The 22,233-nt window shown below is 70.8% G+C and carries 15 protein-coding genes; 7 read left to right on the top strand and 8 right to left on the bottom strand.

Annotated elements, in window-relative coordinates; translation table 11 throughout:
* Nucleotides 1-33: 33 nt before the first annotated feature.
* Nucleotides 34-1,233: a CaiB/BaiF CoA transferase family protein gene (locus ACO06I_RS20550; protein ID WP_421934477.1), complete on the top strand. Its 1,200-nt coding sequence runs from the start codon at nucleotides 34-36 to the stop codon at nucleotides 1,231-1,233.
* Nucleotides 1,234-1,289: 56 nt separating this feature from the next.
* On the opposite strand, the gene ACO06I_RS20545 is transcribed toward ACO06I_RS20550, so the two are convergent.
* On the bottom strand, nucleotides 1,290-1,787 hold the full coding sequence (locus tag ACO06I_RS20545; RefSeq protein ID WP_421934476.1) for a RidA family protein: 498 nt from the start codon (nucleotides 1,785-1,787) through the stop codon (nucleotides 1,290-1,292).
* 725 nt (nucleotides 1,788-2,512) lie between these two features.
* Here ACO06I_RS20545 and ACO06I_RS20540 point away from each other — a divergent pair.
* Nucleotides 2,513-5,032, top strand: a complete 2,520-nt coding sequence (locus tag ACO06I_RS20540; protein ID WP_421934475.1) for a TonB-dependent receptor plug domain-containing protein — start codon at nucleotides 2,513-2,515, stop codon at nucleotides 5,030-5,032.
* Nucleotides 5,033-5,091: 59 nt separating this feature from the next.
* On the opposite strand, the gene ACO06I_RS20535 is transcribed toward ACO06I_RS20540, so the two are convergent.
* Entirely contained in the window at nucleotides 5,092-5,589 is a 498-nt protein-coding gene (locus ACO06I_RS20535; RefSeq protein WP_421935111.1) for a GNAT family N-acetyltransferase, read from the bottom strand.
* 1,084 nt (nucleotides 5,590-6,673) lie between these two features.
* Here ACO06I_RS20535 and ACO06I_RS20530 point away from each other — a divergent pair.
* The 3 genes from ACO06I_RS20530 (at nucleotide 6,674) to ACO06I_RS20520 (ending at nucleotide 14,793) form a co-directional block, all read left to right on the top strand.
* Nucleotides 6,674-12,763 (top strand): hypothetical protein, encoded by a 6,090-nt coding sequence (locus tag ACO06I_RS20530; protein ID WP_421934474.1) that lies wholly within the window; start codon nucleotides 6,674-6,676, stop codon nucleotides 12,761-12,763.
* Nucleotides 12,764-12,949: 186 nt separating this feature from the next.
* Nucleotides 12,950-13,981, top strand: coding sequence for a serine hydrolase domain-containing protein (locus ACO06I_RS20525; RefSeq protein WP_421934473.1), 1,032 nt, complete (start codon nucleotides 12,950-12,952; stop codon nucleotides 13,979-13,981).
* The gene (locus ACO06I_RS20520) at nucleotides 13,978-14,793 is read left to right on the top strand and encodes a PIG-L deacetylase family protein (protein WP_421934472.1); all 816 of its coding nucleotides are present in this window, start codon (nucleotides 13,978-13,980) and stop codon (nucleotides 14,791-14,793) included. The genes ACO06I_RS20525 and ACO06I_RS20520 overlap by 4 nt, the downstream gene beginning before the upstream one ends.
* On the opposite strand, the gene ACO06I_RS20515 is transcribed toward ACO06I_RS20520, so the two are convergent.
* The 3 genes from ACO06I_RS20515 to ACO06I_RS20505 are packed head-to-tail and all read right to left on the bottom strand — an operon-like array spanning nucleotide 14,790 to nucleotide 18,085.
* Nucleotides 14,790-16,508: a hypothetical protein gene (locus ACO06I_RS20515; RefSeq protein ID WP_421934471.1), complete on the bottom strand. Its 1,719-nt coding sequence runs from the start codon at nucleotides 16,506-16,508 to the stop codon at nucleotides 14,790-14,792. The genes ACO06I_RS20520 and ACO06I_RS20515 overlap by 4 nt on opposite strands.
* Nucleotides 16,502-17,488, bottom strand: coding sequence for a helix-turn-helix transcriptional regulator (locus tag ACO06I_RS20510; RefSeq protein ID WP_421934470.1), 987 nt, complete (start codon nucleotides 17,486-17,488; stop codon nucleotides 16,502-16,504). Before ACO06I_RS20510 ends, ACO06I_RS20515 begins: the two co-directional genes overlap by 7 nt.
* A 54-nt stretch (nucleotides 17,489-17,542) precedes the next feature.
* Entirely contained in the window at nucleotides 17,543-18,085 is a 543-nt protein-coding gene (locus ACO06I_RS20505; RefSeq protein ID WP_421934469.1) for an NADPH-dependent FMN reductase, read from the bottom strand.
* A 160-nt stretch (nucleotides 18,086-18,245) separates the two neighbouring features.
* Between ACO06I_RS20505 and ACO06I_RS20500 the strand changes: the two genes are divergently transcribed.
* Nucleotides 18,246-18,641, top strand: coding sequence for a hypothetical protein (locus tag ACO06I_RS20500; RefSeq protein ID WP_421934468.1), 396 nt, complete (start codon nucleotides 18,246-18,248; stop codon nucleotides 18,639-18,641).
* Nucleotides 18,642-18,685: 44 nt separating this feature from the next.
* Here ACO06I_RS20500 and ACO06I_RS20495 read toward each other — a convergent pair whose 3' ends face one another.
* Nucleotides 18,686-19,054, bottom strand: a complete 369-nt coding sequence (locus tag ACO06I_RS20495; protein ID WP_421934467.1) for a hypothetical protein — start codon at nucleotides 19,052-19,054, stop codon at nucleotides 18,686-18,688.
* A gap of 36 nt (nucleotides 19,055-19,090) precedes the next feature.
* Nucleotides 19,091-20,041: an NAD(P)H-dependent flavin oxidoreductase gene (locus ACO06I_RS20490; RefSeq protein WP_421934466.1), complete on the bottom strand. Its 951-nt coding sequence runs from the start codon at nucleotides 20,039-20,041 to the stop codon at nucleotides 19,091-19,093.
* Between the two features lie 132 nt (nucleotides 20,042-20,173).
* Here ACO06I_RS20490 and ACO06I_RS20485 point away from each other — a divergent pair, with 132 nt between their 5' ends.
* A complete protein-coding gene (locus tag ACO06I_RS20485) occupies nucleotides 20,174-20,644 on the top strand; it encodes a hypothetical protein (RefSeq protein WP_421934465.1) in 471 nt (156 codons plus the stop codon).
* Here the strand turns inward: ACO06I_RS20485 and ACO06I_RS20480 are convergent.
* Nucleotides 20,641-22,212, bottom strand: coding sequence for a carboxylesterase/lipase family protein (locus ACO06I_RS20480; RefSeq protein WP_421934464.1), 1,572 nt, complete (start codon nucleotides 22,210-22,212; stop codon nucleotides 20,641-20,643). The two genes, ACO06I_RS20485 and ACO06I_RS20480, sit on opposite strands and share 4 nt — an antisense overlap.
* Between the last annotated feature and the right edge of the window lie 21 nt (nucleotides 22,213-22,233).

The raw sequence follows: 22,233 nt of genomic DNA, 5'->3' as shown, positions 1-22,233 counted from the left end.
CACCAATAACGACGAGACAAGGAGCGTAGCAGGATGTCCGGGCCTTTGGCGGGAATGACCGTGGTGGATCTCACCCACGTCATGGCCGGACCCTTCTGCACCCACGTGCTGGGCCTGCTGGGGGCGGAGATCATCAAGATCGAGCGGCCGGGCGAGGGCGACGTCTTCCGCCACTACGACCGGCGCCCCGAGTTCGTCGGCATGGCGCCGGCCTTCCAGACCGTCAACGTCGGCAAGAAGTCCATCACCTTGGACCTGAAGAATCCGGGCGCCGTCCAGGTGGTCCTCGACCTGATCGCCAAGGCCGACATCCTGGTGGAGAACTATCGCCCCGGCGTCCTGGCCAAGCTGGGTCTGGGTTACGAGCAGGCTAGGGCGGCCAATCCCGAGCTGATCTACTGCTCGCTCTCCGGCTATGGCCAGACCGGGCCGATGCGTGACAACCCGGCCTATGACCACATCGTCCAGGCCATCTGCGGGGTCATGTCCCTCACCGGCGATCCGCAGGGCGAGGTGGCCAAGGTCGGCTTCCCGATGATCGACACCTTCACCGGCTACGCCGGCGCCTTCGCCTGCCTGGCCGCGGTGCTGCAGCGGCTGCGGTTCGGGGGCGGGGGCCGCCACCTGGACGTGGCCATGCTGGACTCCTCCCTGATCCTGATGATCTCGATGATCGGGCCCTATCTGATCGCCGGGGACGAGCCGGCGCGGGTCGGCAATCGCGGCTTCAACCCCAGCCCCACGGCCGCCACCTTCCAGGCCAGCGACGGCCCCCTGCTGCTGGGCGCCAACACCCAGAAGCAGTTCGAAAAGATGTGCGCGGTCCTGGGCTGCGGCGAGCTGATCGCCGATCCCCGCTTCGCCGACCCCAACGTCCGGATCGACAACGAGGCCGCCCTGCTGGCGATCCTGCATCCCCTGTTCGCCAGCCGCACGGCCGAGGCCTGGGAGCTGGCCTTCAACGCCGCCGACGTCCCGGCCGGGGCGGTTCGCACCGTGCCGCAGATCGCCGACAACACCCATGTCGCCAGCCGGTCCCTGCGGGCCGCCTTCGACCTGCCGGGCACGGACCGCCAGGCGGCCACTCTCAATCTCGGATTCGATCTGGGCCGCCCCGAGGGCGACCGCGTCGCCCCGCCCCCGACGCTCGGCCAGCACACCGACGAGATTCTCAGGAACCTCGGCTATGACGACGCGCGCATCGCCGCCCTGAAGGCGGCCGGGGCGGTCTAGCCCACGGCAAGACGCCGCCCGCGTGAGGCGAGCGGCGCTGCAATTCCCTTCGGCGGCTACTTCTTCCTGGCGGCCTGGACCTCGATCTCGGCCAGCATGCCCGGCGCCACCAGGGCGGCCACCTGCATGGTCACGCGGGCCACCTTGTTGGGCTGGTCCGGCGAGCCGAAGAACTGGGTGTAGCCCTCCATCATCCCGGCGAAGTCCATCTTGCCGCCCTTGGCCGGGTCGCCCACCAGATAGACGCGCATCATCACCACGTCGCCCATGGTGTAGCCCTGGGTTTTCAGGACCGCGTCGATCTTCTTCATGATGCCGATGGTCTGGGTCTTGGTGTCGCCGAACTCCACGGGAGTCCCGGCAGGCGCGCCGGCGTTCAGCGGCGGCGGAGTCTGGCCGCTCACATAGAAGGTCTCGTAGCCGGCCGGCACGACCGCGCCCTGCAGGATGGCGGCGGTGGGCGGACCCACCCGCACGATGGTGTCGGCGGCGGCGGCAGGCGCGGCGACGGCGGCCAGCACGGGCAGGAGGGCGGCCAGGATCAGTCTGCGCATCGGGGTCTTCCTTCATGTCGGCGCCGGCGTTCGGCGAGGGCGGCCCACCTTCGGACAGGCGAGCGGGGTTGTTCAAGCCACGCCTGCTCTCCCGCCGCCCGCTCCGATGAGTCCGGGCGCCCCAGATCGCCCGCAAAATGTCCTGTGTGATTAAAGCGCGGGCAGACCGAGCGCAGTTATCGTGCAGTTATCGTGGAGGTCACTCGAGTCCATCCAGGTCTTGAACCCGACACGTGTTCGGAAATCTGGCGCAACCGCCGGATGTCATGCCCGTTTATCGCGCACAGAATGCGCCAAAACTCCAAAATCCGGAGACATCACGACGGTCCGCTCCGGTCGCGTTGACACGAAAAAGGATTCATGTGGACAGTCTTACTGTCAGATGAACGCCCTTGAAGAAATCAGGTCGGAAATGCCTCTGACGTCAGTACAGATATAAGAAATTTTGGGAAACAACCGGGCCGGGCGATCTCAACTTCTGCGTGAGCTCTTCGGTATGAGTGTTGATAATTCAGCTTATAACTTGGATGCGGCTATATCAGCCGGACATCTCGCGGTTCTCTACGCGGATATTGAGCCAAATCACCGACATTTCTGGGCGACTACCAGGAACTAAGGGCCAAAGCCCAGTCCTGGACCGTCCGTCAACGCCCCGGCGCCGCGCACACCCGGCGCCCGGGGGATCTGCGGCCAATCTGCGCCGCGATTATGAGGGGGCCTACAAGATGAAGACCACGACCCGAAACGCATGGCTGGCGAGCGTCTCGCTCGCTTCCGTATTGATCGCCGGCGCCACCGGCGCCCAGGCCCAGACCCTGGCCGCGGCCGTCACCGATGTCGATGAAGTCATCGTCACCGGCACGCGCCAGACCGGCCTGAAGGTCGAGGACAGCGCCGCGCCGGTGCAGGTGGTGGACACCGCCGCCCTGACCCGCACCGGCCAGACCGACCTGCGGGTCGGCCTCAGCAACCTGGTGCCCTCCTTCAACGCCCAGGCCTTCGGCGGCGACACCGCCAACCTGACCCTGTCGGCGCGGCTGCGCGGCCTGTCACCCAATCACGCCCTGGTGCTGATCAACGGCAAGCGGCGTCACACCACCGCCAACTTCGCGGTCCTGTCGGGCGCCTATCAGGGCGCGGCGGCCACTGACCTGAGCTTCATTCCCATGGCCTCCATCGGCCGCATCGAGGTGCTGACCGACGGCGCCGCGGCCCAGTACGGCACCGACGCCATCGCCGGCGTCATCAACGTCATCCTGAAGAAGGCCGACGCGGGCGGCTCGATCTCGGCCACCGGCGGCGAATACATGGACGAGGGCGGCAAGACCGCGGCGCTCTCCATGAACATCGGCACGGCGCCCACCGAGAACAGCTGGCTGAACCTGACGGCCGAGACCAAGTACCACGGCTTCAGCAACCGCGGCCTGCCCGACCAGCGCGTCTTCAACCCGGCCAGCCCCTCCTATTCGGCCGCCCACTTCGCCTATGAGAGCGCCAATGTCCCCGGCTTCCCCAACCTGAACCTGATCTCCGGCGACGCCGAATACCGGCTGAGCAACCTGGGCTATAACGGCGGCGTCTCGGTCACCGACGACCTCGAGGTCTATTCCTTCGGCTCCTACGGCCACAAGGACGCCTCGGCCTACGAAAACTACCGCCGCTACAACCGCGTCCAGGGCAAGCAGGGCGCGGCCGACCGGCCCTATCCCCAGGGCTTCAGCCCGCGCGAGCGCATCATCGAGGACGACTACGCCGGCACCCTCGGGATCTCCGGCGTCGTCGGCGGCTGGAACTTCGACCTGAGCTCCACTTACGGCGTCGACGACATCGAGGTCCGCGTCGAGGACTCCATCAACGCCAGCCTCTACGCCGACACCTCCACCCTGACGACCAAGGGCTCCTCGCCCACCAGCTTCCACGCCGGGAGCTGGACCACGACCCAGCTGACCAACAACCTCGACCTCTCCAAGGAGTTCGAGGTCGGCCTGGCGACCCCGCTGGCCGCGGCCTTCGGCTTCGAGAACCGTCACGAGACCTACGAGATCGGCGCCGGCGACGCCGCGTCGCGCTACAAGGAGGGCTCGCAGTCCTATCCGGGCTTCGCGCTGACCGACGCCGGCAAGCACAGCCGCGACAGCTGGGCCATCTACGCCGACCTGGCGGTCTCGCCCATCGAGGCCCTGCAGGTGGACGCCGCCGTCCGCTACGAGCACTTCAGCGACTTCGGCGAAACCACCGTCGCCAAGCTGACCGGCCGCTACGACTTCAACGACGCCATCGCGCTCCGCGGCACGGTCAGCACCGGCTTCCGCGCCCCGACCCTGGCGGAGTCCTACTATTCGGCCACCAACGTGTCGCCGACCTCGGCCTTCGTGCAGCTGGCGCCCAACTCGCCGGCGGCCCGCCTGCTGGGCATCGACGCCCTGAAGCCGGAGGAATCCACCAACTACAGCGTCGGCATCGTGGCCCACCCGCTGCCGGCCATGACCCTGACCCTCGACGCCTATCAGATCGAGCTGACTGACCGGATCTTCGGCTCCAGCTCGCTCTACGGCACCCGCAACGGCGTCCTGGCCTCGCCGCAGGTGCTGGCCGCGATCCTCGCCAACGGCAACGTGCTTGACCCCACCGTCACCACCACCGGGATCAACATCTTCTCCAACGGCCTCGACACCCGCTCGCGCGGCGTCGACCTGGTGATCTCCTACCCCACCGACCTGGGCGACTACGGCCGGATCGACTGGACCCTGAGCGGCAACTACAACACCACCAAGGTCACCAAGGTGAAGGCGCCGCCCGCGGCTCTGACCACCCCCAGCGTCCCCTACCCGACCGGACAGACCCTGTTCGCCGGCAACGCCAAGGACCTCCTGGAAAAGGCCTCGCCCAAGTACAAGATCGGCCTGAACGCGCTCTACACCTTCGGCGCCCTGACGGTGAACCTGACCGAGACCGTCTACGGCAAGTCCTCGTCGCTGTCCGATCCGGGCACCGGCCCCCTGCTGCAGACCTCGATCGGCACGACGGCCATCACCGACCTGGAAGTCTCCTACAAGTTCGTCGACGCGGTGACCCTCTCGGTCGGCGCCAACAACCTGTTCAACAAATACCCCGACAAGCTGTCGGCCCAGTTCCAGGCCGCCTGCGTCGCCTCGGGAAGCGGTTGCGTGGGCCAGTATCCCAGCTACTCGCCCTTCGGCATCAACGGCGGCTACTACTACGGCCGGATCACCTACACCTTCTGACCTCGCGGCCAGGAGCACGGCGAAGGGCGGTCCTCACGGGCCGCCCTTTTTCGTTGGGCTCACGCCAGCGCCTTGCCCATCCGGATCAGCGGCACCCTGAACCCGGTGGAGGTCTCGGCCTCGAAGGGCTCGATTGTCTGATAGCCGGTGGCCCGATAGAGGGGCTCCCCCGACAGGGTGGCGGCCATCTCGGCCCGGCGGAAGCCCTCGGCGGCGGCGGCGGCCTCGCAGGTGTCCAGGATCAGCTTGCCCACCCCGCGGCGGGCGAAGTCGGGATGGGTGTACATGGCCCGGATGCGGGCGGGCTCGACCGCGGGGTCCACCAGGCCTGAGTCGCGGCCGGCGCTGTGGTCGCCGCCGAACAGGGTGGCCCGCCGGCTCCAGCCGCCGCAGCCGGCGATCTGGCCATCGGCCTCCACCACGAAATAGGTGCCGTCGGCGATCAGCTGGCTGTCCAGGCCCATGATCTCGAAGGAGGCGGTCACCCCCTCCGGCGGCAGATAGGCCGCCAGGTGGATACGGATCGCCTGCTCCATCAGGGCCCGCAGGGCGCCCATGTCCCCCGTGGTGGCCGGCCGGATGGCCAGGGCGCCGCGCGGGGCGGCCAGGACGGCGCGGGCGGCGTAGCGCCGGTTGAGCAGGGTCACCGCCACCCCCTGCTCCAGCCGCTCCAGCATCCAGGCCGGAAGGGTCACGGTGCGCGCCTGCGGGTTCCAGGCGAAGGCCCCGGCCTCGTCGGCGTCCCGCAGCAGCTTCAGCACATGGGCCCGCGAGACCCCGTGACGCCGCGCCAGATCGGCGACTGAGGTCGGCGCGCCGCCGGCCTGCGAGGCGAGTTGGCCGGCCACCAAGTCCGACAGGATCGCCAGGCCCGCATCCCGCTGCGCGAACAGCAGCAGCTCGGGGCCCCCACCGGGATGGGTCAGGGGCGGATTGACGCTGGCGCTGGCCATGCTGCGGCGCATGTAGTGGAAGAAGTCCGACCCCGCCATCAGCGGCAGGACCGCGGCGGCGGCGGAGTCCACCAGGGCCAGGGCGCGCAGGCCGGAGCGCACATAGTCCCGGAACCAGGCCAGGTAGTCCTCGCTGAAGCCGTGGCGGACGGGCAGGCCCGAGGCCTTGCCAAGCGGGATGAGCGCGCCGCGCTGGCGCATCAGGGCCAGGTAGCTCTCCACGCGACCGGCGCTGCAGATCCCCGATTCCACGCACATCCGGGTCAGGCGGCCCGCCGTCAGCCCCTCCTCGGTGTCGTAGAGGCACAGAGCCAGGGTGCCGATGGTCTGGCTGCCGCGATCCTTGAACAGACTGCGCAGCGGGCCCAGGGTCAGGGCCGGCCGGGTGGCGTGCTCGCCGCTGTCCAGGAACGCGGCGCCGAAATTGGGATGGCGCCGCACCTGCGCGATCTCCTCGACCGTCAGCCTCGGCGGCCATCCCCCCAGGTCGAAGGGGTCGTCGAAAATCCGGCTCGTCGGCATCCACACCCTCTCCCCGCTCGCCCCTCAGGCGAACCCCGCAACACCGGCGGGCGAATCCCTCCCCAAAATTCGCCAATTGCCGGTTGCGACGCCAGACCCTTGAATAACACGGGTAGATTTAGCCGTCTTGGGGACTCCCCGGGACGGTGTGTCGGGGGTTTGCTTCATGTCGGAACGGACGCAGAAGCTGCTGCGCCTGGCGCAGGCGCTTGAAAGCCTGCGCGCAAGGCTGCTGGCCGGCGCCGCCGATCCCCACACCGCCGCGGCCCTGCGCCGCCAGTTCTCCGGAACCCTCGCCGAGCTCTCCGCCCTGCGCCGTCTGGTGGGGGACAGCCCGGCCACCGCGGCGACCCAGCGACTCTACCTGGCGTTGGAGGCCGTGGAGGCTGCGGTCCAGGCCCTGCCGCCGGCGAACCGGGTCCCGATCCCGCGCCCCGCCGACCGGCGCGCCCGGAGGCTGGACCAGGCCACGCGGCGCCTGATCGGCCGCGCCGCCGCCCTGGCCCTGGCGGTGGAGGCCGCCAGCCCGCTCGCCGCCGCCGCCGCGCCGGGCCCCAATCTCGACGTCGTCAACACGGCCCCGGCCACCTACGCGAGCGGCGCCACGGCCCAGTCGCGGGCGGTGACCTTCAACCGGGTGGGCGACCGCAACAACGCCCAGGGCCGCCTCGATTTCGGGACCAACGCCCTGGCCGCCATCAACGGCGACACAAGCCCCGCGGCTGCCAGCGCGCTGTTCTTCTTCAACTGCACGATCAATCCCGGCTGCCTGTTCGGCGGGGCGCCGGACAAGGCCAGGCTCGCCCCCTATGTGCTGGGCTACATCGCCGTCCAGACCAATACGCTCACCTTCCTCGACGCCCCGCCCCAGCCCGAGGAGGTGCTCGACAGCCTGACCGGCGCCGTGCCGGCGATCAGCGCCGGGGGCGCGGCGGCCAATTTCCAGGACGGCGAGCCGGGCGGGACCGTCAGCCTGACCAACACCGCCGCCGTCAGCGCCAGCGGCGACTATGGCGCGGGCCTGCTGGCCAAGTCCCAGGGCGGGATCGGGCGGTTCCGCTTCAACACCGGCCTCTTCAGCCTCGATGTCTACACCAACGGCGGCGCCGGCGGCGCGGTCACCGTCGACAATCGGGGGGCGGTCACCACCAGCGGGGTCAGCGGCCCGGCCATCGCGGCCCTGAGCCTTGGCGCCCCGGGGGTCCAGGGCGGCCGCGGCGGCGACGTCACCGTCACCACCACCGGGGCCCTGACCACCTCCGGGGTCGGCGGCCACGCCATCCTGGCCGAGAGCCTCGGCGGCCAGTCGGTGAACGACAGCCCCAGCGTCACCGGCGGCTTCGCCGGCAAGATCCTGGTCACCGTCAAGTCGGCCATCGTCACCACCGGCGCCAAGGCCTATGGCGTCCTGGCCCGCAGCCTGGGGGGCCAGGGCTCGGCCGGCGACAGCGCCTCGGGCGTCAGCGACAGCTCCAACGCCGGCGGGCGGGGCGGCGATTCCGGGGCGGTTCGCGTCGACATCGCCTCGGGCGGCGCCATCACCACCTCCGGCGCGGGCGCTCACGCCGTGGCCGGGTTCAGCCTGGGCGGCCAGGGCGGGCGCGGCGGCGGCGGCAACAACGCCTATGCGGGCGCCACCGGCGGCGACGGTGGCCTCACCGGCGACGTCACCCTCACCAACGCCGGGACCCTGAAGACCTCCGGCGACCGCGCCTATGGCATGCTAGGCCAGTCCCTGGCCGGCAAGGGCGGCGACGGCGGCGACGGCGACTCCATCTTCGTGGGCCAGGGCGGCAAGGGCGGAGCCTCGGCGCCCGGCGGCGCCATCACCATGAGCAACACCGGGATCATCGCCACCAAGGGCCTGGAATCCTACGGCATGTTCGGCCAGAGCCTGGGGGGCGTCGGGGGCGACGGGGGCTCTTCGGACGGCATCTTCTATTCCGACGCCGGCAATGGCGGCACCGCGGAGTCAGCGCGCTGCCGGGTCTATTTCGTCTGCCCCGACGGCGGGGCCGTCAGCCTCAGCAACATGGGAACGATCACCACCCAGGGCGCCCGAGCCCACGCCCTGTTCCTGGAAAGCATCGGCGGCGGCGGCGGCAACGGCGGGTCGGCCGGCGGCTGGATCAGCGTCTCCGGCGGCTCCGGCGGCGACGCGGGCAACGGTGGCCTGGTCACCGCGGTCAACGCCAAGGGCGGGACCCTCACCGCCTCTGGCCAGGGCGCCTCGGCGATCTTCGCCCAGAGCGTCGGCGGCGGCGGCGGCAATGGCGGCGACGCCTTCGGGGTCGGGGCCTTCGCCTCGGTGGCCGTCGGTGGGGCCGGCGGGGCCGGCGGCAAGGGCGGCGCGGTGGTGGTGCGCAACGACGGCGTCATCAAGAGCTCGGGTCTCGGCGCCGACGCCATCTTCGCCCAGTCCATCGGCGGCGGCGGCGGCAAGGGCGGCTCGGCCACCGCCATCAGCGCCGGGGCCTTCGTCTCGGCCTCGGTGGCCGTGGGCGGCTCCGGCGGCTCCGGCGGCGACGCCTCCACGGTCAATGTCCGGAACGCGGGCGCCATCGAGGCGGCCGGGGACTTCGCCAACGCCATCTTCGCCCAGAGCGTGGGCGGCGGCGGCGGGGCCGGCGGCCAGGCGACCTCGGTGGCCATCGCCGGCGGCGACAAGGTGGCGGTCGCCATCTCCGTGGCCGTGGGCGGATCCGGCGGCGACGGCGGGGCCGGCAAGCGGGTCGACGTCACCAACACTGGCCAGCTCACCACCTATGACTTCAACGCCGCGGGCGTCTTCGCCCAGAGCGTCGGCGGCGGCGGCGGGCGCGGCGGCGACGCCTCGGCCACCGCCATCACCGCGGCGGGCGGCAAGGGCACCGAGGTCAATGTCGCGGTCGCCGTGGGCGGCTCCGGCGGCAAGGGCGGAGCCGGCGACATCGTCAATGTCGACAATGGCGGCCTGATCACCACCTACGGCGACGGCTCCACCGGCATCTTCGCCCAGAGCGTCGGCGGCGGCGGCGGGGCCGGCGGCGACGCCTCGGCCACCACGGCGGCCTTCAATGTCGGCGGCCAGGTGCGCAGCGCCGAGATCAAGGTGGCGGTGGGCGGCCACGGCGGGGCGGCCGGCGACGGCGCCCTGGTCCATGTGGTCAATTCGGGCGCCATCGTCACCCTGGGCTCGGGCGCCAACGGCGTCACCGCCCAGAGCGTCGGCGGCGGCGGCGGGGCCGGCGGCGCGGGGTCGATGGGCTCCCTGCTGGAGGGGGTCGACATCCCCACCGTCCTGCCCGACGGCAAGGGCGAGGACGCCAACACCAGCCTCAAGCAGAAGGCGACGGAGAAGTACGCCAGCTTCAAGCGCGAGTTCTCCCGCATCCTCTCCAACCCCGGCTCCTTCGGGAAGAACCTGGCCCGCGACGTCGGCAAGAAGACCAGCAAGGCCCCCGACAGCATCGCCATCTCCATCGGAGTCGGCGGCTACGGCGGGGCGGCCGGCAAGGGCGGCGACGTGGCCCTGGAGAACAGCGGCGAGATCCTGACGGCCGGCTTCATGTCCTCAGGCGTCTTCGCCCAGAGCGTCGGCGGCGGCGGCGGATCGGGCGGCGGAGGGGACGGCAGCGCCACCGGCGACATGAGCATCGGCGGCGGCCTGGGCGGGGCCGGCGGCGCCTCGGGAGCGGGCGGCGCGGTCACGGTCGCCAATAAGGGCGCGATCTCCACCCTCGGCGACCTCTCCTACGGGATCCTGGCCCAGAGCGTCGGCGGCGGCGGCGGGATCGGCGGCACGGGCGCCGGCGAGATCGGCGGCGGCTATTCCTTCTCGCTGTCCATCGGCGGCAAGGGCGGCTCGGTGGACAATGGCGGGGCGGTCAAGGTCGCCCAGGAGGGGGACGTGGTCACCTTCGGCGCCAGTTCCGCGGGCGTGCTCGCCCAGTCCATCGGCGGGGGCGGCGGCGTCGGCGGCGCGGCCAATGCGTCCAACTATCTAAACGTCGCCCTGGGCGGTTCAGGAACCTCGGGCGGAGATGGCGGCGATGTCGAGGTCTCCGTGAAGGGCGCCATCGCCACCTCCGGCAAGGCGGCCTATGGCGTGCTGGCCCAGAGCGTCGGCGGCGGCGGCGGCCTGGGGGGCGGCGTGGTTCCGGCCACCCTGGTGTTCGGGGTCGATCCCCTGGGCCTTGTGAAGATCGACACCGGCATCCCCTATTCCGTCGCCAGCCTCGGCATGGGCGGCGGCGGCGGGGCCGGCGGCGACGGCGGGGCGGTCAAGGTCACCACCAGCGGGACCATCACCACCACCGGCCAGGGGGCGCACGGCATCTACGCCCAGAGCGTCGGCGGCGGCGGGGGCGTCGGCGGCACGGGGGCCAACAGCTTCCCGGCGGCCATCGCACTCTCCGGCTCCAACGGCGACAAGGGAACGGCGGGCGCCATCACCATCGTCCACGCCGGCGACATCAAGGCCTTCGGCGACGGGGCCCACGGCATCCTGGCCCAGAGCGTGGGCGGCCAGGGCTCCAACGGCCGCGGCGGCGACATCAACGTCACCGTCAACGGGACGATCCAGGGCGGCGCGAACGGCGGGGCCGGGATCTTCCTGGCCGGGGGAGCGCACAACAGGCTCACCATCGGCGGCGGGGCGGTGACCTCGAAGTCGCTGCTGGCCATACTGGGCTCGGACGGCGACGACGCGGTGGACAACGCCGGCCGCGTCACCGGCGAGATCGGCCTGGGGGGCGGCGCCAACAGCTTCACCAACCGCGCCGCCGGCCTGGTGGAGGGCTACCGGGTCATCGCCCTGAACGGCGGGACCTTCGCCAACGCCGGCCTGCTCTCACCCTACGGCGCGGGGAGCGTGGGGACCACCCGCATCCTCGGCGACCTGACCCAGGCCTCCACCGGCGGCCTGAAGATCGACGCCCGCTATCACGCCGGGACCGCCGACCGGATCGAGGTCGCGGGGACCGCGGCCCTGGCCGGCCAGGTGATCCTCGAGCCCTACCACGTCCTGGACCTCATCCCGGGCAGGTACGTCACGGTGCTGACCGCCGCCGCCCTGACCAACAACGGGATCGCCGCCGACGCCAGCGACACCCTGGTGGTGGACTACGGCCTGACCGCCACGGCCACTGAGCTGAAGGTGGGGACCAACAAGGTCGACTTCGTGCTGGCTGGCCTCACCCCCAACCAGGTGGAGATCACCCGGCACCTGCAGGCCAGTTGGGCGGCCGGCGGCACGGCGGCCCAGGAGCCCCTGCTGGACGACCTGGCCTTCCAGAAATCCCGCCCCGCCTATGTCGCCCGGGTGAACAGCCTGGACCCTGGCGCCGCGCCGACCCAGGGCGCCTCGCCGTTGATGTCCTCCCTGACCTTCGTCGGTGGGCTGATGAGCTGTCCCGGCGGCGAGGGGGCTGCCGACGTCCTGCACGAAGGGTCCTGCTACTGGGCCAAGGCCGGCGGCGGATCGAGCCGGATGGAGGCCGGCGCCGAGCCCGGCTACCAGCAGCACGCCATGCGCCTGCAGGCCGGCGGCCAGTTCGCCCTGCCCCAGCCCGGCTGGTTCGGCGGCCTGTCCCTGGGCCTCGAGGACAGCCAGTTCGACTCAGGCGCCCCCGCCCATTCCCGGGCCCGCCGCGTCCAGGCCGGAGGCGTCATCAAGCGCGAGATGGGCCCCCTGCTGCTGGCCGCCGCCGCCAGCTACCAATATAGCCGCGCCGATCTCTCCCGGTCGGTGAACTTCCCGATTGCCCAGGTCGCCGCCAGCAGCCATCCGGTGACCGACCTGGCCTCCCTGCGCCTGCGCGCCGCCTACCTCGCCCAGGGCGAGACCTTCTACCTGCGCCCCTCGATCGAGGCCGACGCCTATCACCTGGGCCTCAAGGGCTATCGCGAGAGCGGCGCCCCCGGCCTGAACCTGATCGTCCGGGACTCCGACCAGTCCTTCACCTCCGGCACGGCCAATCTCGAGATCGGGGCCACCCACGTCACCGCCAAGGGTGTGGTGCTGCGGCCCTATGCCAATGTCGGCGTCACCCGCTTCTCGGAAGGAAGCTGGGACATCAAGGCCCGGCTGGAGAGCGCCCCCGCCGCCGCGCCGGACTTCACGGTGAAGACCGAGCTGCCCCGGCAGCTCACCCGCGCCGCAGTCGGCCTGGAGGCCGATTTCGAGAAGGGCGCGATCCGGCTCGAGTACGAAACCCGCCAGGGCGATCGCTACCGGGACGACACCGGGGCGATCAAGTTCCGCATGCAGTTCTGATCCCTACCGGGAAGCCCTCTCAAACGTGTCACCCCGGTTTCCGCGCGGCGGAAGACCGGGGACCCAGAAGCACCGATTTCTCCTGCACGCCCCGCGCGTCTGGGTCCCGGACAAGCCCTGCGGGCTTTCCGGGATGACACCGTGTGGGTAGATGACAAGGCCGCCCCTTCAGGCCAGTCTCCCCCCATGAGCCTGCCGTCCCTGCCCACCCAGCCCGCCGGAACCCCTTGGCCGACTGAGGAATGGCCGCTCGGCCTCTTCCCGCCCGGCTTCGACCGCCTGCGCCTCGACGACCTGATGGCCGAACAGTTCGATCAGCTCGCCTTCGGTGAGGCCCACGCCCTGGTGATCGTCAAGGACGGGCGGCTGATCTTCGAGCGCTATGGCCCCGATCACGGCCCCGACAAGACCTGCCTGTCCTGGTCCAAGGCCAAGAGCATCACCCATGCGCTCACCGGTCTGCTGGTGGGGGACGGCAAACTCGATATCCACGCCCCGGCCGACGTGCCCGAGTGGCGCGACGCCGGCGATCCGCGCGGCGCCATCACCCTGGATCACCTGCTGCGCATGTCCTCGGGCCTGAGGTTCAGCGAGGTCTATGAGCCGGACAAGCCGTCGGACACCATCGAGATGATGTGGGGTTCCGGGAAGGACGACGTCGCCCACTACGCCGCCGACAAGCCGCTGGACTACGCCCCCGACCGCCACTGGTCCTATTCCAGCGGGACCACCAACATTGTCAGCCGCACCCTGGCCAGGACGCTGGACGCCTACGGCCCCGACTTCGAGGCCTTCATGCGGCGGCGGCTGTTCGAGCCCCTGGGCATGGCGAGCCCGGTCCCCAAGTTCGATGCGGCCGGAACCTTTATCGGTTCCTCCTTCTGCTTCGCCACCGCCCAGGACTTCGCCCGTTTCGGCCTGCTCTATCTGCGCGGCGGGGTCTGGGAGAACCGGCGTCTGCTGCCCGAGGGCTGGGTCGACTATGCGAGAACCCCCACCTTCCAGCAGGCCGGCGTCACCGAGGGGGCCTATGGCGCCCACTGGTGGCTCGGCATGGCGGGACCGGGGAGCTTCTCGGCCAACGGCCACGAGGGCCAGTTCACGCTGATCGCCCCGGAGCTCGACCTGGTGGTGGTGCGCCATGGCAAGACACCCACCGAGAGGAAGGACGACCTCAAGGCCTGGCTGGCGGAGCTGGTGGACTGTTTCCGGCCGTGAGCCTCCTCGCCGTCCTGCTGGTCCTGGCGATCGGGGCCTTCCTGGTCGCGCGCGGCCAGTTGAACGACGGCGCCGTCCCAAGGGCCCGGTCCCTGCTGGCGGGCGGCCAGCCCAGCACCGTCATGGCGATCTGGGCCCATCCCGACGACGAGATCACCAGCGCCGGAACCCTCGCCAACCTGGCGCGGGAGGGCGCGGCCGTGGTGCTGGTCTATGTCACCCGCGGCGAGGCCGCCCGCGACACCGGCTACAGCCGCGAAGAGTTGGCCCAGGTGCGGCGAAAGGAGGCCCAGGCCGCGGGCGCGACCCTGGGCGCCCAGGCCGTCGAGGTCCTCGAATGGCCCGACGGCGGCCTCGCCACCGCCGATGGCGAGGCGATCAAGACGGTGCTCCGTGAACGGATCGACCACTGGAAGCCCAGCCTGCTGATCAGCTTCGACGAGCGCGTCGGCTATTACGGCCACCCCGACCACATCGCCGTCGGCCGCTGGGCCCGGGAGCTGGCGCAGGAGGACAATTCCGTCCGCCGCCTCTACCAGGCCACCCTGCCCCGGGCGATGATCAAGCTGGCCCTCAAGCTGGTGGCCGCCTTCCGGAACAACTATCCGACAGATCCCGAGGCCGGCCTGCCGGCCCCCACCGTCGCGGTTCCCATCGCCCGCCAGGCCGCCGTCAAGCGCCGCCTGCTGGATGTCCACGCCAGCCAGGCCAAGGTCATCGCCGAGGTCCAGCCTGGCTACGACCGGGTCCCCGCCTGGCTCTACTACCGCCTGTTCGACCGGGAGTACTTCGCCTTGGCCTTCAGCCGCTAATCCGCATCCCCCGCCAGCACCGTCTCCCGGTGCGCCAGGGCCACCGCCGCCGGCAGGCTGGACCAGCCCTGCAGCAGGGAGCCGCGGCCCCAGGGCGGTGAGAAGTATTCCACGGCCCCCATCCAACCCTGGCTGAGGCAGAATTCCCACCAGCGCGTCAGGGGATAGCGCCAGCCGGGCAGGCCTCGCCGCAGCCGTTCGCCAGCATAGAGGCCGTCCAGCCAGGGCCAGTCGGAGCCGTTGTGGTAGCGGTAGGGGAAGACGGTCTTGGACCTCAGGTCGCCCCGCCGGCTGAAGGGCGGGTGGGCGCACATCATTCCCCAGTCGCCGAACCCCTGGCCGGGATTGTGCCGGGTCTCCAGGCGGCGGCGAACGGACTCCAGCACCTCCAGGGCCTCGGCCCCCGGCACGGCGTCGTGGCGCAGCAGGGTCAGGCTGTCGAGGGTCAGGTGGTCCTCGGCGATGTCGGCCGGGGTGTCGAGATAGTCGGGATAACCGCCGTGCGGCCGCTTCAGCTGCGTGGCCACCGCCGCCCGCGCCGCCTCGGCCGTCGCCCCGGCCTGGGCGGCGAGATCCGGGTCCTGGCCGGCGCCGAGTTCGACGATGGCGTCCAGGGCTCCGATCCAGAGCCCGATATTGTAGCTGACATGGCCGGCCCGATAGACGTTGTCGGCCCAGTCCCGGTCATGGCGCGGCTTGGCCGGCAGGCCGTCGCGGCTGAGCCCGACATAGCGCTCGTAGATCGCCCGCACGAAGGGCCAGTTGCGATCCACCGGCTCCACATCCCCCGTGGCGCGGACATAGTCCCCCAGCGCCAGGACGAAGAACAGCGGGCTGTCGAAATGGTCGCTCCACCAGTCGGCGCGGCGCTTGTGGATCCAGTCATAGCCGAACACCGTGGTGCGCAGGGTTTCCCAGGCCAGGGCCATCTCGGGGCCGGAGACAATCACGCCACTCGGGGCCTCCCCGTCGGGCTGGACACCCGCGGCCAGCAGGTCGATCTGGGCATGGACCACGGCCGGCGCGGCGGTCAGCAGCAGCTGCAGGGTCCAGTAGCCGTCGCGGTAATAGGTCCGCGCCGGGGCGCTATAGGCCAGGCCCGCCGCCAGGCCGTCGAACCGTCCCCGCTCGTCGCGGCGCACCGCCGACAGGGCCGCGTGGGTCCCCTGCATGACCATGGAGCGCAGCACCGGATCGGCCTCGGCCATCTGGTCGCAATGGGCGGCGTAGTGCTCGGCCTCGGTGACGATGGTCTCCGCGGCCAGCCCCAGGCCCCGCTCGGCCTCGTCGAGGTCGGCGCCGGCCGAGACCACCAGGTCGTCGCCCCGGGTCTCGATGAGCAGCACCGCCCAGGGCAGGTCGATCCGCCGGCGATCGCCCCGGCGGGTGACCCTCGACCTCGGGTGGGCCGTGCGGTCCCAGGCGGCGCATTTGCGCGACGGGGTGAAGCCGCGGTAGGCGACGCCGCGCAGCACCAGCACCGGGTCGGATTGGGCCGCCCAGGCCCCGCCCGACGGCGTCGCCACCAGATTCGGCGCATGGACATAGGGCCCGGCCAGGGCGGAGAACCGCAGCCGCCCCAGGTCGCCGGCGCCCCACAGGGCCAGCTCCACCCGGCCGTCGGCGTGCAGTTCGCCCTGCAGGCGCGGGGCCATGATCGGCAGGGTGACGGCCACCTGGCTCTCCACCCGGCCGTCGGGGCGCGGCGTCAGCATGACGCGTCGTGGGCGGCCACGGCTACGGCGAGCTCGTCGCGCATCATCTGCTTCAACCGCTCGGGCGCCAGGATCTCCACCTTGTCGCCCCAGGTGAACAGGTGCCAGGCCAGCTCGCGCATGCCGGCCGCCTGGAAACTGGCGATCACGCTGCCGTCCGCCTGGGGCTCCAGCCTCTGGGTGGGGTGGAAGCGCCAGCCCATGGCCTCCTCGGCCCCATGCGGCAGGATGCGCAGCCGCACGTCCTCCACCACGTCCTGATAGATGCCGAAGGATCGCTCGACGAAGGCCTGCAGGGTGAAGTCCTCGGGCTTGGCCCCGAAGGTGTCGGTGACCTCCAGGTCGGCGATGCGGTCCAGGCGCCAGGTGCGGGGCTCGGTGGACTTGCCCTCCGCCCCCACCAGGTAGTTGGCGCGGCCGAACAGCACCCCGAAGGGCGTCACCTCCCGCACCCGCCCCGGCGTCGAGCCGCCCTGGTAGCGGAAGCGCAGGCGGCGCAGGGACTTGATGGCCTCGCGGATGGCGCCCAGCACCGCCTCGTCCTCGAAGGGGCGGGGGCCGGCGTGGATGGAGATGGCCTCGGCTTCCAACAGGGCCTCCAGGTCCGGGGCGAGCTTGCGGCGCACCCCGGCCCGCATGGCCGAGAGCACCTTCTGTTCCAGGTTCAACAAGGCCGCGGCCCGCCCGGTTGCGCCCATGGCCCGGAACTGTTCGGCCGCGGCGTGCAGGGCGGCGAACTCGTCGGCGGTGGGCGCCTGGAAGATGCCGTCCAGGCCGGAGGGAATCTTGAACCGCCGGGTGGGGGGATCCTCCACTTCCTCCATCTGCGGGAAGGCGTCGCGGACGGCGTCGCGCATGCGCTCGGCGGTGCGCCGCCCCACCCCCATGGCCTCGGCCATCTCGTCCAGGGTCAGGCCCTCGGCGGAGGAGGCCAGGAGGCGGGCCAACTCCAGCAGCCGTGTCGCCTTCTCGTGCCGCAAGCTTCGCCCTCCGACTTGGTCACCTCCTCCTTAGCCGGTCGGCGACATCTCCGGCTACCGATCCGCGCGGGGCTGGGCGGCGATGGCCGCCGCGAAACGCGCCAGGCCGCCGGCCAGGGCCGACGCCAGCTCCGGATCGGCGGCGATGGCGGCGGCGTCCAGGGGCCGGCCGCGCAGGGGCAGGGTCACGAACGCCGCCTCCACCAGCCGCGCCGACATGGTCGTCAGGATCTCCCGCAACTGGGCCGGGGCGTGGATCGAGGCCGGCGAGGTGCTGACGAGAATGGTGGGGGTGTCGTGAAACTCCAGGCTGGCCACAAGCCAGTCCAGAGCGTTCTTCAGGGCGCCCGGCACACCATGGGCGTATTCCGGCGAGCTGATCAGCAGGCCATCGCTGGCGCCGACGGCCTCGCGCAGGGACGTCACGGCCGCGGGCGGGGCGTCGGTGTCGAGATCGGGATTGAAGTGCGGCAGGCCCGCCAGGCCCCCATAGGCCACGACCTCCACCCCGGCAGGCGCCAGCAGGGCGGCGGCCTGCAGAGCCGCGCTGTTGGAGGAGACGGCCCTCAGGCTGCCGCAGAGGGCGAGCAGGCGCATGGATTATCCCCTCAGGGCAACTTCGTGACTCATCGACCGTTGATAGGCCGAGTCGGTCCGGGGTCTGGGACCGGGAAAAAGAGAACATAGCAAAAACGTACGTCCGTTTCTGACGCACCGGCATCCTACCTTGATGATGCCGAAACGAAAGGAGCCACACATGCCCAACGTCGCTCAACTCCGCCGCCCCCGCGCCGTCCGCTCCGAACCGTTGTTCCTGTTCGACGTCCGCCGCCCGGTGGAGGCGGCCAACGCCGACATGATCGCCAAGGTCATCACCCACGCCGACATCGCCGTGCGCCAGGCCGGCGGCCGCATGAAGCTGCGGGTCTCGCCTGAGATGGTGGAACGGCTGCAGGTCCAGGGCCGCCTGGCCGCCGGCGACCACCGCCTGGCCGACCTGACCGTGGTCTGGGACGAGGCCCAGGGCGAGGTGGTCAGCGTCCGCGACGACGCCCGCCTGCGCGACGCCAACGCCCGCTTCGCCGAATGGGACTCCCTCTGGGACGAAGCCAGCTACGAGTTTGCGGACGAGCGGCAGTCGGTGGCGGCTTAGCAAAGAACTCTCCGAGGAGAGCAGCCTGCAAAGCAGGATGTCACCTACTCGCTGGGTTTGCAGTTGAGGTGGTGAAAGACGAAGGTCCGGCCCGACAGAGTGCCAAGCAAGCTTGCCGTAAAATTCTCGCTACCTTCTTCGCTGTGGAAGCGCAGAAGGCGGCCGGTGCTCAGCAGCATCGCCTCATCGTCATCTATGAAGGCGACGATATCTTCGGTGTAGTCCGATCCGACATAGGTGACCAACTTGCGTGGGAAGTCGATTTTCCACACAGCCTTGGATTTCGATCCGACGCACTTCGATCCGTCTGCATCGCACTCCCGGTAAAACTCGCCGATGCAGAGGACCTGCTTGTGGCGCAGCCAAACCGCGCCCTGCGCAAGCGCCGGCGCAGGGGTGGCCACGAACAGCAATATGGAAATCAGACCACCTGCTCCGAAGCACCGCATCTACGCGCCCACCCTCACATACTTCCCGCTCATCTCCGCCATGGTCGCCTCGAACTCCTCGATGATCTCCTTGATGATCTGGGCCACGGGCTTCACCGCGTCGATGCGGCCGGCGACCTGGCCGGACAGCGCGATGGAGGCCTCCATGTCGCCGCCGAAGTAGAGCGCCTGGGTGTTCTTGAACTCCGACATCACCCCGTTCTCGCCCGGATCGCGCTCCAGGCGCGAGGTGCGTTCGGTGCGTAGGGCGCGCAGGGCCGCGCCAGGGCCGAAGCGGTTGAGGAAGACGGTGTCGGTCTCCTTGGCCTCGACGATGGCGTCCTTCCAGTTCTGGTGCACCGGGCTCTCGGCGGCCGAGACCATGCGGGTGCCCATCTGGATCCCCTCGGCCCCGAGCGCGAAGGCCGCGGCCATGGTGCGTCCGTCCACCATGCCGCCGGCGGCGATCACGGGCACGTCCACCTTCGAGCAGACCAGCGGCAGCAGGACCATGGAGGAGACGTCGCGGGCGTTCTTGAAGCCACCGCCCTCGGCGCCCTCCACCACCAGGCCGTCGACCCCGGCGGCGATGGCCTTCAGCGCCGCAGCCAGGGAGGGCACGACGTGGAAGACGGTCAGCCCGGCCGCCTTCAGCTCGGCGCAGTAGCGGTTGGGGTCGCCGGCCGAGGTGGTGACGAACTTCACCCCCTGGTCCACCACGAAGGAGACGATGTCGGCGTCGCGGACATAGGCCTGGGCGATGTTCACCCCGAACGGCTTGTCGGTGAGCTGGCGCATCTTCTTGACCTCCTCGCGCACGGCGTCGAGTTCGCCCGAGGAGGTCTCGATGATGCCGAGGCCGCCGGCGTTGGAGACCGCCGAGGCCAGCTGCGAGCGGGCGATCCAGCCCATGGGGGCCTGGACGATGGGATACTGGACGCCCAGCAGCTCGGTGATGCGGTTCTTGATCATGCGGCGTCCCTTCCCAGACGGATTTTCCGCCATTAGCGGCGGGCGCCGCAGGGACCGTCAAGCTGGCTCGCGATCTCTTGTTGCGAGTCATTCTCAAACGCAATAAGCCTGGAGGCCCGCAAGGAGTCGTCCATGGCGCAAGACACCCTCCCCGACCTCACCCATGGCGAGCGCCTGCTGCTCTTCGGCTTCCGGGCCCTGGCCTTCGAGCTGGGGGCCTGTCCCCTGGTCCGGCGGTCCTTCGACCAGGCCTGTGGCGGCGCGGAGGCCCTGAACGCCCTGGAGGTCTTCGTCCGCGAACTGGCCCGCCACGGGCGGCGCAGGGTGACCCTCGGCGTCCCCGGCTCCCTGCCGCTGAGCCGCGACGAGCAACTGATCCTGGCCCTGTTCGCCGCCGCGCAAGCCGAGGACTATCCGCGCCTGGAGGCTCACCTGGCCTGGCTGCTGGCCGACACCCCCCGCGCCCCCTTCGCCGCCGCCGCCTGCCTGGTGGCCCAGACCTTCGGCTTCAACGGCCTGGTCCTGCGGGTCCCGGACATGGCCCCCGGCCCCGAGGTCCGCGAGGCGGCAAAGGTCGTGGTCCCCTTCCGCCGGGCGGTCTAGGTGCCCGGCTGGATATAGGGGACCTTGGCGAACAGCCGTCGCTCGGCGCCGCGCGGGTCGTCCACCAGCCGCGTCTCCGCATCGAAGACCATGGTGGCCCGCCGCGTCAGGTCGTAGGGCGTCCAGGCGGGGATCGTCGGCGTGTTGGGGTCGCCCGTCCGGGCCAGCGCGATGAAGGCCTCGCTCATCCGGTCGGCCACGCCTTGCGCGGCCGCCGACGGCGCCACCGGCGAGCCCCTGGCCGCCAGGTTGTCGAACACCAGGGGGATGTCGGTGGTGTGCATGGCCCGCAGGCGGCCGCCCTCCACGGTGCTGGGCAGGTCCAGCTGGTAGACGAAGGCCGGAGCCCCGGCCCGCGCCCGTTCCTCGGCCTCGATCACCGCCCCGCGCCAGGAGCGCCCCGCCGTGATGGCGGCGAAGAAGACGTCGCTGGGGGAATAGTCCGGGTACAGTTTCCGGTACTCCGCCACCACGTGGTCGGGGTCGATGTCCACCCGCATCTCCGGCGCGATCCGGCGGGCGACTTCGCCCCAGCCCATGGCGAAAGGATCGGGCCTGGAATGGGCCACGAAGGCGCGGGCCTCGTCGTGGGTGTTGCCGATGATCATCGGGATCTTCAGCCCCAGGGGCGCCGCGTCCGGCCAGAACGGGTGGCGGGTCAGGGACCGCTCGTCCAGGACGGGGCCGAAATAGAGGCTCCCCGGCGTGAACGGATCACGCACGGCCAACCCCTCCAGCAGCTTGCCCGTCGGCAGGGTCGCGGCCTCGGCGGCGCGCTCGGGGCTCAGACCGACGGCGGCCAGGAACAGGGTCATGCGCTCGGTGGCGTGAAGCGGGCCGGACGCCGTCACCTGCTGGCCGCTCATGGTGGCGGCGCTGTGGAAGAGGCCGGCCGCGGCCGGCATGGCCATCAGGGTGGCGATCTTGGCCCCGCCGCCGGACTGGCCGAACACCATGACCCGGGCGGGATCGCCCCCGAACGCGGCGGCGTTGTCGGCGACCCACCGCAGCGCCAGCAGGATGTCCAGCATCCCGACATTGCCGCTGTCGGCGAACCCCGCCAGCTTCGCCAGGAAGCCGTAGCCGAGGACGTTGAGCCGGTGGTTGATCGTCACCACCACCACGTCGCCCCGCCGGCAGAGGCGCACCCCGTCATAGAGGGGCGAGGAGCCGGACCCGTTCGAATAGGCGCCGCCGTGCAGGTAGACCATGACCGGCCGCCTGGCCGCGTCGCCCAGGCCGGGCGTCCAGACATTGAGGAACAGGCAGTCCTCGCTCTGCGGCTGCTCGTCCCGGCCGACCTGGGGTGAGCTTGGCCCAAAGGCCGTGGCCTCCCGCGTCCTGGTCCATGGCGTCGGCGCCAGCGGCGGCCTGAACCGGCGCGGGCCGGTGTCGGCGCCGTAGCGCACGCCCTTGAAGACCTTGATCCCCTGGTCGACATAGCCGCGCACCGGGCCATTGGTCGTCTTCACCACCGGCGACGCGCCCGCCGCATGGACGCCAGAGGGCAGAAGCAGCGGGCCAGAGGCCGCGACAACCCCGCGTCTAGACAGGTCCGGCATCTGCATCCTCCCGCTTTTGCCGGAAGG

Source organism: Phenylobacterium sp. (assembly GCF_965229015.1).
In the GTDB taxonomy this organism is placed as follows: Bacteria; Pseudomonadota; Alphaproteobacteria; order Caulobacterales; family Caulobacteraceae; genus Phenylobacterium.
This window is presented reverse-complemented; position numbering and strand designations above follow the sequence as displayed.